The 11,859-nt window shown below is 60.5% G+C and carries 14 protein-coding genes and 1 tRNA gene; 7 read left to right on the top strand and 8 right to left on the bottom strand.

Annotation, left to right across the window (positions count from 1 at the left end; all coding sequences use genetic code 11):
• Positions 1 to 4 precede the first annotated feature (4 nt).
• The 4 genes from AC07VV_RS02170 to AC07VV_RS02155 all read left to right on the top strand — a co-directional run bounded on the left by AC07VV_RS02170 (position 5) and on the right by AC07VV_RS02155 (position 2,522).
• Positions 5 to 1,468, top strand: coding sequence for a GDL motif peptide-associated radical SAM/SPASM maturase (locus tag AC07VV_RS02170; RefSeq protein ID WP_495035076.1), 1,464 nt, complete (start codon positions 5 to 7; stop codon positions 1,466 to 1,468).
• Between the two features lie 79 nt (positions 1,469 to 1,547).
• Positions 1,548 to 1,832, top strand: a complete 285-nt coding sequence (locus AC07VV_RS02165; protein ID WP_495035075.1) for a hypothetical protein — start codon at positions 1,548 to 1,550, stop codon at positions 1,830 to 1,832.
• Positions 1,816 to 2,265: a hypothetical protein gene (locus tag AC07VV_RS02160; RefSeq protein ID WP_495035074.1), complete on the top strand. Its 450-nt coding sequence runs from the start codon at positions 1,816 to 1,818 to the stop codon at positions 2,263 to 2,265. Before AC07VV_RS02165 ends, AC07VV_RS02160 begins: the two co-directional genes overlap by 17 nt.
• Before the next feature lie 182 nt (positions 2,266 to 2,447).
• Positions 2,448 to 2,522: transfer RNA gene (locus tag AC07VV_RS02155), tRNA-Gln, on the top strand.
• Positions 2,523 to 2,573: 51 nt separating this feature from the next.
• On the opposite strand, the gene AC07VV_RS02150 is transcribed toward AC07VV_RS02155, so the two are convergent.
• From AC07VV_RS02150 to AC07VV_RS02140, 3 genes are all read right to left on the bottom strand, one after another.
• The gene (locus AC07VV_RS02150; RefSeq protein WP_495035073.1) at positions 2,574 to 2,966 is read right to left on the bottom strand and encodes a DUF1801 domain-containing protein; all 393 of its coding nucleotides are present in this window, start codon (positions 2,964 to 2,966) and stop codon (positions 2,574 to 2,576) included.
• Between the two features lie 154 nt (positions 2,967 to 3,120).
• Positions 3,121 to 3,462, bottom strand: a complete 342-nt coding sequence (locus AC07VV_RS02145; protein WP_096821644.1) for a hypothetical protein — start codon at positions 3,460 to 3,462, stop codon at positions 3,121 to 3,123.
• An 86-nt stretch (positions 3,463 to 3,548) separates the two neighbouring features.
• Entirely contained in the window at positions 3,549 to 4,193 is a 645-nt protein-coding gene (locus AC07VV_RS02140) for an ATPase (RefSeq protein WP_495035072.1), read from the bottom strand.
• Between the two features lie 164 nt (positions 4,194 to 4,357).
• On the opposite strand from AC07VV_RS02140, the gene AC07VV_RS02135 reads away from it, so the two are divergent.
• From AC07VV_RS02135 to AC07VV_RS02125, 3 genes are all read left to right on the top strand, one after another.
• A complete protein-coding gene (locus AC07VV_RS02135) occupies positions 4,358 to 4,591 on the top strand; it encodes a hypothetical protein (protein ID WP_096821642.1) in 234 nt (77 codons plus the stop codon).
• A gap of 87 nt (positions 4,592 to 4,678) precedes the next feature.
• Positions 4,679 to 5,710, top strand: a complete 1,032-nt coding sequence (ahr, locus tag AC07VV_RS02130; RefSeq protein ID WP_495035071.1) for an NADPH-dependent aldehyde reductase Ahr — start codon at positions 4,679 to 4,681, stop codon at positions 5,708 to 5,710.
• Between the two features lie 131 nt (positions 5,711 to 5,841).
• On the top strand, positions 5,842 to 7,284 hold the full coding sequence (locus AC07VV_RS02125) for a hypothetical protein (protein WP_495035070.1): 1,443 nt from the start codon (positions 5,842 to 5,844) through the stop codon (positions 7,282 to 7,284).
• Between the two features lie 30 nt (positions 7,285 to 7,314).
• Here AC07VV_RS02125 and AC07VV_RS02120 read toward each other — a convergent pair whose 3' ends face one another.
• From AC07VV_RS02120 to AC07VV_RS02100, 5 genes are all read right to left on the bottom strand, one after another.
• Complete coding sequence (locus AC07VV_RS02120; protein WP_495035069.1) at positions 7,315 to 8,079, bottom strand: ABC transporter permease; 765 nt, start codon at positions 8,077 to 8,079, stop codon at positions 7,315 to 7,317.
• Entirely contained in the window at positions 8,076 to 9,278 is a 1,203-nt protein-coding gene (locus AC07VV_RS02115; RefSeq protein ID WP_495035068.1) for an ABC transporter substrate-binding protein, read from the bottom strand. Before AC07VV_RS02115 ends, AC07VV_RS02120 begins: the two co-directional genes overlap by 4 nt.
• Positions 9,244 to 10,086 (bottom strand): ABC transporter ATP-binding protein, encoded by an 843-nt coding sequence (locus tag AC07VV_RS02110; protein WP_495035067.1) that lies wholly within the window; start codon positions 10,084 to 10,086, stop codon positions 9,244 to 9,246. The genes AC07VV_RS02115 and AC07VV_RS02110 overlap by 35 nt, the downstream gene beginning before the upstream one ends.
• Positions 10,083 to 11,153: an acyl-CoA dehydrogenase family protein gene (locus AC07VV_RS02105; protein WP_495035066.1), complete on the bottom strand. Its 1,071-nt coding sequence runs from the start codon at positions 11,151 to 11,153 to the stop codon at positions 10,083 to 10,085. The genes AC07VV_RS02110 and AC07VV_RS02105 overlap by 4 nt, the downstream gene beginning before the upstream one ends.
• Positions 11,154 to 11,215: 62 nt before the next feature.
• The gene (locus AC07VV_RS02100) at positions 11,216 to 11,761 is read right to left on the bottom strand and encodes a carboxymuconolactone decarboxylase family protein (RefSeq protein WP_096821635.1); all 546 of its coding nucleotides are present in this window, start codon (positions 11,759 to 11,761) and stop codon (positions 11,216 to 11,218) included.
• Between the last annotated feature and the right edge of the window lie 98 nt (positions 11,762 to 11,859).

The following is an 11,859-nucleotide window of genomic DNA, read 5'->3' as shown; positions in this document are numbered from 1 at the left end:
TCCCATGACAGACATCCGCCCTGCCCGCTACCTCAATGACACCGATCTCAAACGCTACGTGCCGGTGCACGTGGTCTGGGAAATCACCCTGGCCTGCGACCTCAAATGCCTGCATTGCGGCTCGCGCGCAGGGCATCGACGCCCCGATGAACTCAATACCCGCGAATGCCTCGACGTGATCGATTCCCTCGCCGCACTCGGTACCCGCGAGATCACTTTGATCGGCGGCGAAGCCTATTTGCGCAAGGACTGGACGCAACTGATCCAGGCCATCCACGACCACGGCATGTACTGCGCGATCCAGACCGGCGGACGCAACCTGACGCCGGCGAAGATGCAGGCAGCGGTCGATGCGGGCCTCAACGGGGTCGGGATTTCTCTGGATGGGCTCGCACCGTTGCACGACAAAGTGCGCAACGTGCCCGGCTCGTTCGACAAGGCGGTCGACACCCTGCGCCGGGCCAAGGCGTCCGGGCTGGCCGTCAGCGTCAACACCCAGATCGGTGCGGCTACGTTGCCTGATTTGCCGGAGCTGATGGACACGATCATCGAACTCGGCGCCACCCATTGGCAGATCCAGATCACCGTGGCCATGGGTAACGCGGTGGATCACCCGGAACTGCTGCTGCAACCCTATCAACTGCTGGAAGTGATGCCGCTGCTCGCGCGCCTGTACCGCGAAGGCGTGGATCGCGGCCTGCTGATGAACGTCGGCAACAACATCGGCTATTACGGCCCTTACGAACATTTGTGGCGTGGCTTCGGTGATGAACGCGTGCACTGGAGCGGCTGCGCGGCGGGTCAGACCGTACTGGCGCTCGAAGCCGACGGCACGGTGAAAGGCTGTCCGTCACTGGCGACTGTCGGTTTCTCCGGCGGCAACGTGCGCAACATGAGCCTGCACGATATCTGGCATTACAGCGAAGGCATCCACTTCGGTCGCCTGCGCTCGGTCGACGACCTGTGGGGCTACTGCCGCAGCTGCTATTACAACGATGTCTGCCGGGGCGGCTGCACCTGGACTTCGCACTCATTGCTGGGTAAACCCGGCAACAACCCGTACTGCCATTACCGCACCCTGGAACTGCAAAAACGCGGACTGCGCGAGCGTATCGTCAAGATTGAAGACGCGGCGCAGCGTTCCTTCGCAGTCGGACGCTTTGACCTGATCACCGAACGCATCGACACCGGCGAACACGTCAGCAGCGTCAGCGACAGCGGCCAGGTGATCAAACTCGCCTGGATCAATCAGGGCCAGAAATCCCCTGAGGAAGGCCGCATCCCCGTGCAACTGGCGCTGTGCCGCAGCTGCCTGCAATACATCCACCCCCATGAATCAATCTGCCCGCACTGCCACGCCGACGTCGCCGCCGCCGAGGCCAGGCACCAGACGGACCGCGCCCGTCAGCAGGCAATCATGAACACGTTGACGGGTTTGCTGGGGGTGGCACCGAGTACGTTGAGCTGAGCAGAGCGCCACACGGGAGCGACCGTCGCCGAGAACATCTGTATCCTTGACGATCTCTCCCTATGTGTCAGGTCATGCCATGCAACGTGACTGCGAAGAGGCCTGCCCTCGCTGCGGCTCGGCTCACTCCGTTCGCCCCAAAAGTATCCTCATCGGCGCTGCCAGCCCGAGCAAGCTGTTTCCCGGGGAACAAAAAGCAGGCTATCGCCGGCTGGACCAACTGGCCATAGACGAGTGCGAGCCGCAGTCGCTCAATGCCCCGCCTCTTGAGCAATTCATCAACGGACTTTACTGCGATCAATGCGCAATCGGTTTTGTGGCAAACACCATGGTTAAAGGAAGCATTCATGCAGGTAGCAAGTGATAACAGACCCGAGGATTTCCTTCGATTGGAGCACCTGCTTTACGGGTGGAATTATCAGGTGTGGGTTAACGTTTACGGTCCTCTGGACGCACATCAGTCATTGGTCGATGCGCTCAGGGCTTCGGTTTCAAGCAACTGTGAGGTGGATCGCACGACACCGTTATCCGTCGAGGATGCGAAAGAACTGGTCATTGAATCACTGACCTACCCTGGCGATGAGGGCGCCGGCCCTATCGATCTGGAGCTGAAACGAGCCGAGGTCTTGCACCTTGCCGGGAAACTGCTGGAAGCCGCACACGTTGAACAGGCTGATCGGGTGAGCACTTTCTGGCTAAGAAAGGGCCACCCTGGCTATCCCGTGTTCTGGGAATTCGCGCTCGATGTTCATGCCCAAGGCCAACGCTGGATTCTGCTCGGCTGCAGCAGCGACTGATTTCGCCTGGCCCGGACTGAAACCCTGCGCCCCTTGAAAAAGCCCGCAAACACGCTGGTTTGAAAATAAGTAGCTGTTTTCCATGAAATTTATTTGCTTCAGGGGTTCCCAGAACGCAAGAGCGCTGGTAAAGTGCCGCCCACTGTTGCAGAGGTCCTCTCGGGACTGAAACCAATAGCTACAGGGGCGTCGCCAAGCGGTAAGGCAGCAGGTTTTGATCCTGCCATGCGTTGGTTCGAATCCAGCCGCCCCTGCCATTTTTTTCCTCGTTTCACCCTCCTCTGCTTCACCTCTGCCTCAACGGCAAATCATTTTTTTGTATTCAACGTAATCGCCGAACGCACCAGCGCTTTCAGTGCCTTTGCATCTATTTTGTCGTCCTCGTGAACATCAATCGCCCGCCGGGTATTGCCCTCCAGACTGGCATTGAACAGTCCCGACGGATCCTCCAGCGCCGCGCCTTTGGCAAACGTCATTTTCACCACAGCCTTGTAGGTTTCCCCGGTGCAGATGATGCCGTTGTGTGACCAGACCGGAACGCCCCGCCACTTCCACTCCTCGACCACTTCAGAGTCTGCCTCGTGAATGATCGCGCGGATCTCGGCCAGTTTTTGGCCGCGCCAGTCGTTCAGTTCCTGGATTCTTGCGTCGATCAGCACAGAGGGACTCTCAGTCGCCGCGCCGCTGCTGTCCTTCTTCATATTCTTGTTCTCCCGAAAAACCTTATCCGCTATCCAGCGTAGCGCCGACTGCACCAAACGACGGGCAAAAAAAGCCCCGCAAAGTGCGGGGCAAAGGAATTGGTTGGTTGCGGCCAACCAAAGGAGCATCGTCAAAAGCGTTAACCGTCAGGCGTTACAGGCACTCCTGGGCAGCCCGTTCAAAACTCGACGGTGTGAAACTTGAAGCCAGCAAGTGGCGCTCGTACAAAAAAACCTTGCCGCCGTCCTGTGCCTTGTAGGCTTCCAGCACGTTGTCCGCCGACACCTTGCTCGGCACCACGATCCGGTAGCTGCGCTGGGTCTGCGAGACCGTCGGGTTCATTGCACCGTGCTGCAATTTCGGCACGACGCATTCGGCGTACTGGGCGGGCGTCTTGTGGGTCTGCAAGGTCAGCGTCGGGTCGTTCGGTGCGGAGGCGCATGCAGTCAGCAACAAAGTGGCAGACGCCATGGCAGGGATAAAAAAGGCACGCATGGATAAAATCCTGAAAATAAATGGTTCGGTTCTCAAGCAACGTTCAACGTCACGGGCGCTGCCGTTGCGATTTTTGATTTGGGTGTTCAGCCAGCACTCACCAGGGCCTTGAGCGAGTCATCGAACTGCTTCAGGGCGCTGAATTGCAGATCCCGTTGCTGCTCGATCTGCGCTGCAATCTCGGGCGCTGCCTTGTTGTGGACCCACACCGAAGGCAGTTGCTTCTCCACCGCACCTTCGGCCTTGCCGATGTATTGCAGGTTGGCGTCGTAGAAGCGTGCGGCGAACCGCGCTTCGACCTGGCTGTTGCGTTGCGTCAGCAAACGGTTGTGGGTGTCGAGCATCACCACCACATCCGGATGGGCCTGCACCAATGAATCCAGGTTGTCGTAGACCGTCACCGAGAGAAATTGCTGTTGCAGCGAACTCATCAACCAGTCGATGGCCAGTTCCGGATCGGAGCTGTTGACGAAGGCGTCGCGGATCCGCGCATCGAGTGCATCCTTGGCACCATTCACCGCCACGTCGTGATAACGCTCCAGGTATTGCTGGTTCTCAAGAGTGTTTTCGCTGTACAGCACACCCACGGTTTGCGAATGCTGCAGCCCGCTGCTGGCACCGGCGATGGGCAGAAAATGGCACGTACCGGCGTCGCTTGCGTAAGTCGGTGCGGTCACGGCCACCCCGCCCATCAGCAGGGCGACTACAGCCAGTCGGGTCAAAGTCTTCATCGCGCAAATTCCTTCAGCAGCGTGTTCGATGGAGGCGATTTTCCGCCTGTCGGCCGCAAAGCAGAACTTGCGTTTCTTGATGGTCACTATTACTTGAACCAATAGTTGCGCAGCGTGCAGACTGCTGCACACTCGATCACAACGAAAACAAATGAGGATTATCCGTGCGAACCTTTGATTTGATCCGCGATGCCGTGCTGCCCGAATTCCGCGACCGGGTGGCCGAATACCTCGTCGAATACGAAACCGTGCTGGGCCAGTCAGCGGACGATTCGGAGTCGGTGCGGGCCGTCGCCAATCAATTGCGCGGCTATCTGCGCGGGCTCAATACCACGCGAGTGCTGGGCATGGCGGACTGGGAAGAACTGGACCGACGCGTGCTGGACACCTGGCTCTAGCGATCGCCCGATGACCCGCTAGACTCTTCAGGCTGCGCCCGCAGCACCGGGCCGCCATGGCCCTGTCGCCAGACCTGGAGGTGTCCAATGAGCAATAACACCGAACCGACGACGTTTACCGGTTGGGCCGCCACATCGGCCGGCGCACCACTGGAGCGCTACAGTTACAATCCCGGTCCGCTCGGGGATGAAGAAGTCGAAGTCGCCGTGGAATATTGCGGCGTCTGTCACTCCGACCAGTCGCTGATCGACAACGACTGGGGCATCAGCCAGTACCCGTTCATTCCCGGTCACGAAGTGGTTGGCCGCATCGTGCGTGCAGGCCCTCAGGTCCGCGGCCTCGAAGTCGGCCAGCGGGTCGGCATCGGCTGGTACAAGAGCAGCTGCATGCATTGCTCGTCCTGCATCGGCGGTTCCCATCACCTTTGCGCGACCGCCAAACCCACGATCATCGGCAGCCACGGTGGTTTCGCCGATCGACTGCGTACTCACTGGGCCTGGGCGCTGAAACTCCCGGACAACATCGACCCTGCCCTCGCCGGCCCGCTGTTCTGCGCAGGCTCCACGGTGTTCAACCCGCTGGTGGAATTTGGCATCAAACCCACGGATCGGGTCGGTGTCGTCGGGATCGGCGGTCTCGGTCACCTGGCGCTGCGCTTTCTGAATGCTTGGGGTTGCGACGTCACGGCATTCACCTCGTCACTGAGCAAACAGGACGAAGCCAAGCGCCTCGGCGCCCACAAGGTCGTCGCCTCCACCGACAGCAATGCCTTGAAAGCGATTGCCGGTACTCTGGATTTCCTGCTGATCACCGCCAACGCCAACCTCGACTGGACGGCAATGCTCGCCACCCTGCGCGGCAAAGGCCGGCTGCACTTCGTCGGTATCGTGCCCGACGCGATTCCGGTGCACGTGTTCAACCTGATTCCCCAACAGAAATCGTTGTCCGCCTCACCGGTAGGCTCGCCTGCCACGGCGGCGACCATGCTGGAGTTCTGCGCGCGGCATCAGATCCTGCCGCAGGTTGAGGAATTTCCGATGAGTCGGGTCAACGAAGCCATCGATCATTTGCGCAGTGGCAAGGCACGGTATCGGATTGTGTTGAACGCCAGCCAGTAAGAGACAGGCAGCAAACTTGCCCTCTCACCTGTTCCAGACCTGCTGACTGGAACAGGTGATCGCTGGCAGGCATCAGTGATGGCAAGGGATAATGCTAATATGCCATCATTTTAATCCTCAGCAGATTCCGCATGGACGCCACGATTTATCATCTCAAACGTTTTTCCCCGATTTTTCTGGTTGTAGCACTGTCCGGTTGCCAGTCGCTCTATGGCATAGACACAATCCCCAAGCCGCCTCCGATTGCATTCGAGATCTTTGATGACGCCCTGAAGGGGCTCCCCACCCCCAACTCGATCGTGCGCGAGGCCGACATCGTCACTTACTTTGTGACATCTCCCGCGAACGGAAAGCTGAATTACATCGCGCGATTTGATGCGGACTGCCATCGACCGGATGCACAAATGGGCTACGCGACCAAATCCGGGCTCGTGGTGCTCACGACTGAACGCCGGGGCGCCAGCGATCGTAGACAATTGCCAGACAAGCAAAAGAGCCAATACCTGCACAGCAATCAATTCAAAGACGCATGCGCCCAGACCGCAACACCGCAATGGCGAGTGTTTTCGACAGCCGAAGATCAAGTCTGGCAAATGATCGACCAGGCCAACCTGAAAGCAGACGGTAATTCCGTGACGTTCTGGTCAGCCCGGGTGCTACCTGCCGAGATACGGACGCCAGGCTCGTCTTCCTTGTATTCACAGGTCCGGCAACGCTGGACAGCCGACTGCGTCTCGCAGCGACTGACTCCACTCAGCATGTTCCAGCTCAACAGATATGGCCAAGTGCTGGGTGGGGAGTTGAAAACCACGATCGAACCGGTTGACCTGAAAAATCTCGACGATGATCAGCGCCGGATCTTTCAGCAAGTCTGCACCAGGCCGCTGGCGCTGGATCAGCTCAGACTTTTCACCGGCCGTGAGCTGAAGCCCTTTGTGTTGCCGGAGCCCGAGCTGGCGCCAACCGTCAAGCAGGCCATCGAAGCCTTGAAGATGCCCGAGCCGGAAAAAAGCGTCGCTCGTCTGCGACAGTCAACGGTCATTACTTCCCAAGGCCAGCCAAGCGAGCCGCCACGCATGGGGCCGATGAATAAATTCCTTCCGGCCAGGGCGGGCAGCCAACTGACCGAACGTTCAGGCTTCGATCTGCATCAGTCGGTCGAATTGAGTTTTCGCGGATTGATCCCCCTCGCCAAATCCACGTTTGCTTATAAAAGACCTCTGGAAACAGAGGAAGAAGGCCTCACCGATCTCAGGTTCACCGGCGACTGGGCGACCATGCCGCTCGGCGCGCATCTGAGTTACACGATTCAAAGGCCTCACAAGTGGTACGAGGAGCCCAAGCCGCTGATCGAAAAACAGTTCAACTGCGACGTCAAGGAACAAAAGGCTGCCAACGAGCTTTATCCGTCCTGGACCGGTACTGCCAAAATCATCGGTTGCACTGGCGCAAACGACATCATCGGTGACGGCACGATCACCTACGCGTATCTGCAGACTTACGGACTCTTTGTGCCCCTGCATTTCTCCGGAAAAGGCTGGGAGAAAAAATGGACCCTCAAAGTCTTTGAGTGATCGATCCCGGCCTGAGCAGCCATTCGATGTTCAGGCCGGTGCCCAGCGCCGGTGCAGTCCTCGAGCCAGCGCATCGAGGGCAAATCCGAGTACACCGATCAACAGCACCATCGCCATCAATTCCGAGTACGCCAGCCGATCCCTCGTGTCGAGGATGAAGTAGCCCAGCCCTGCGCTGACACCGAGCATTTCGCACGGCACCAGCACGATCCACAGAATCCCGATCGACAGCCGAACCCCGGTCAACACGTGACCGAGCACGCCGGGCAGGATGACTTTGCGCAAGGTTTCCCAGCGTGTGGCACTGAGGCTGCGGCTCAATTGCAGCCAGCGTGGATCGAGCTGGCGTACCCCGGCGGCAGTGTTGAGCAGGATCGGCCAGATCGCGGCGAAGGTCAGCAGGAAATAGATCGGCTGATCGCCCACGCCCATCAGCATGACCACCACCGGCATCCACGACAGCGGCGAGATCATTCGCAAGAACTGAAAGGCAGGTGTGGTCGCCGATTCGAGATGCCGGTAGCTGCCGATCATCAGCCCCAGCGGCACGCCAATCAGCAAGGCCAGCAGCAAGCCGACCACGATCCGTTTCAGGCTGACCAGCACATGTTCGTAGAGCTCGGCCCGCCCTAATAACTCAACGAGGCTGACCAGCGTCGCCTGCGGCGAAAACCGTGCCGCCAGACCCTCGCCTCCACCGGCCAGATGTACCCCCAGCCACCACAGCAGTAACAACCCCAGCAATCCTGCCGCGCCCAACAACCCGTGGACGATGGGTGAACTCGACTTGCTCATCGGAGACTGAACTCCTCGCTGCGCTCAAAGCCTTCGGGCAAGCCGAACGCCTTCATCCCGCCGACCGCTGCAATGGCGTTGCGCACGAAGCGGTCGTCCACCAGATCCTTGGCTGTGTGCTGCGGGTCGAGGCTGGCGAGGAAGCCTTTGTCGCCCTCGATCAGCGTGTCCTTGAGGCGTTTGACCAGTTCTTCGGTATAGCTGGGGAACGGGTACGGCTGGAAGTCGATGCGCTGTTCGTCCCAATGGCTGTGCTGGATTGCGCCGCTGACCAGGTATTGCTCGCGATCTGCGGCGTCCGGCTCCAGTACGCGGTTCAACACGGTCTGGGCATGGGGCGTGTAGCGGTTGTCGCCGTCCCTGGATAACAGCTTCGCGGCTTCGGCGCGGTTGTCGCGGGTCCAGAGTTGCGCCTTGACGATTGCGTTGACCACTTTCTGCGACCACTCGGGGCGGTTGTTCAGATCCTGCTCGTGCATGAACACCACGCAGCAAGCGTGATTGCGCCAGACGTCGCCGGTAAAACGCTGCACCCGCCCGACCTTGAGTTCTTCGGCCAACGCATTGAACGGCTCGGCGACGATGTAACCGGCGATGCGCTTGCCGGCCAGTGCCGGCGGCATGTCCGAGGGCGGCAATACCACCAGGTTGACCTCGTTGGCGGCCAGCGCGGCGCTTGCCGGTTTGCTCACCGGCAGCAGTCCGTGATCGCGAAACAACTGCTGCACCACCACGTTGTGGATCGAATACCAGAACGGAATCGCCACCGTTTGCCCGGCCAACTGTTTGACCTCGGTGATGCCCGGGGCCACAGTCAGGCCGGAGCCGCCGACATGGTTCCAGGCCACGACCTTGGCCGGCACCTTACTGCCGTAACGGGCCCAGACGGTCATTGGCGACAGCAGGTGAATCACGTTGACCTGCCCCGACAGGAACGCCTCGATCACCTGCGCCCAACTGCGCAACAGCACCGGGCGCTCGGCCTGGATGCCTTCGGCTTCGAACAGCCCGTTGTTGTGCGCCACCAGCAATGGCGTGGCGTCGGTGATCGGCAGGTAGCCGATGCGCACCGGCGCATTCGGCTCCGACGCAGCCCGGGCATTGAGGCTGTTGAGCAGCGGCAGCGCGCCACCTGCGGTCAGCAAGGCGCTGAGCTTGAGGAAGTCACGACGTGTGTGAGTGAAATCGTCCAGGCACATGATCAATCTCCGACGGTTCGGGCAAAGGTTGGGTTAGTGGATTGCGGCTCGCCCGCCGAAGGGTTTTGAGGATATCGATACGCAGCGCACCCAGTTCGTCCACCAGCTCGGCGCGGGGCTGAGGCAGGTCGACGCGCCATTCGCCGAGGATCCGCGCCGGGCTGTTACCCAGTAGCAGAATCCGCTCGGAAAGCAGCAGGGCTTCGTCAATGTCGTGAGTGATCAGCAGCGCTGCAGTGTTGTGTTCGGCGATCAGTTGCAGCAACAGCTGTTGCATGTCGGCGCGGGTGATTTCATCCAGCGCACCGAACGGTTCGTCGAGCAACAGGACTTGCGGCTGCCGCGCCAGGCACCGGGCCAGTGCGGTGCGCTGGGCCATGCCGCCGGACAACTGCGCCGGGTGAAACTGCCGGGCATGTTCCAGGCCGACGGCAGCGATGGCGTGGTCGACCCGCGCCTTGCGTTGCTCGGCACTCAGGTGCGGTTGACGGGCGAAGTCGAGGCCGAACGCCACGTTCTTTTCCAGCGTCAGCCAGGGCAACAGGCTCGGATCCTGAAACGCCACGGCCACCCGTGGATGTGGACCGCTCAGCGGTTCACCGAGCAGGCTGACGCTGCCGTGCTGCGCCGGTTGCAACCCCGCCAGCACGCGCAACAGACTGGATTTGCCGACGCCGCTGGGGCCGAGGATCGACACCACTTCACCCGGCTGCAATTGCAAGTCGAACGCCTCCAGCACCGTGTGCCAGCCTTCGGCGCGCGGATAGCCGAGACTGATGTCGCGGGCATGCAGCAACGGCTGAGTCATACCGCCGCTTCCCGCTTCTGCCGTTGCAGTTCGGCGCGTAATTGCACCAGGCTCGGCGTGACGATCGGCACGAACGCCGACTCGCGCCAGCGCCGGGCGAACCCGCTGCCATGTTCGGTCAGATAGGCTTTGCCGCCACTGGCCTGCAACTCCAGTTGCACCGCGCTGGCCGCCGATTCGGCGAGGGCGATGCGCAGTTGGAACAACGCAGCGGGCCTTGCCAGGAAGCGCCCATCGAGCAGGCCCTGTTTGAGTTGCTCCACCGTTTGTTGCAACTGTTCGCGCTGTTCGTGCAGCGGCTCCAGCAGGATCGAGCGACCGTCCTGCAAATGGCTTTGCACTTCGCTCAATGCGCGCCGCGCCAGACCAATGGCCAGACCACATTGCAAGCCGAGAAACGCCGGACGCACCGCCGGCAAAAACGCCCGCGCATCGTCATGCAACAGCCATTCGCGACCGACCTGCACCTGGGCAAAATCGATGGCCGCCGTGTTGCTTGACTGCAAGCCCATCAGTTGCAGATCCGCCGAACGCGACACACCAGTGGCCTCGCCGGGAATCGCCAGCACAAACGGTGAGCCGCCCTCTTCGTGCTCAATCGCAGCGGCGACGACGAAGCCGCTTTTGCGCAGATTGGTCACCCAATGCAACCGGCCACCGAGGCTCCAGCCGCTGCTCTCGGTGCGGGCGCGCACTTGCAGGGCTTCGATGCCCGAGAGGAATTTCATCGCATTCGACAGCCCAGTCGCGCCGGCGAGCTCGCCGCTGATCAACGAGGGCAACAGCCGCTCGCGCAGTGCCACGTTCGGGCTCTGCAGCAGGTATTCGATAAACGCCCGCTGACCCCAGAACACGAAAGCCGCTGCCAGCGAATGACTGGCCACTTCGGCCAACACTTCCACGGCGTCGCTGATGTCGCCGCCGCTGCCGCCCAATGACGGGCTGATACCGACCCGCAGGACATCGGCCGCCGCCAGTTGCGTCAGCACTTGCTGCGGATCGCTGTCGCCCAGGTCCAGGGCCTGGGCGTGGTTGTCCAGCCATTGACTCAATGCCGGATCGAGCATGTCGTTTCTCTCCTTGTACGCAGCGTCAACCATAGACCACGCTGCCTGAATCGATCCGCCGGTCACGCGCGGTACGGCGCCAGCTCCGGGTTGAGCGGCGTATCGGCGAACACGTTGGCGAAGTTGCACAGGGTCGCCAGGCTCACGCCGAGAATCACTTCCAGCGCGTTGCCTTCGGTGTAACCGGCGGCCTTGAACTGGTTGTAGGTCTGTTCACTGACGTTGCCACGGGTGGCGATCACTTCACGGGTGAACGCCGCCAGGGTTTCCAGTTTTTGCTCGGGAACGGTCGCCCGCTCACGCAATGCGCTGACCACTTCCTGCGGCAGTTTTGCCTTGTTCAGCGCGACGGCGGTATGACCTGCGACACAGAAATCGCATCCATGGTTAGTCGCTGCGATCAACTGCACCACTTCGCGCTCGGCCAGGCTCAACTCGGCTTTTCCATTGAGCGCCGATACCGTAACGTAGGTTTCCAGCGCGGCCGGCGCGTTGGCCAGAACGGCCAGCAGGTTCGGAATGAAACCGGAATTCTTCTGCGCATTTTCAAGAAACGGCCGGGCCGCTTCGGGCGCGCTTTGCAAGGTGTGTAGTGTGACGCGTGACATGGGCTGGACTCCTGTAGTCGGGGTGTCCGGCCAGTCTGTTGGTTATAAGAATTCCGATCCATATTCTAAAGTAGCGATTACTTGCTCCTGAGTGTTTC

The organism is Pseudomonas sp. GW821-FHT02C04 (assembly GCF_059421845.1).
Note: the sequence above shows the minus strand (reverse complement) of the source record. Positions and strands in the feature narration are given on the sequence as shown.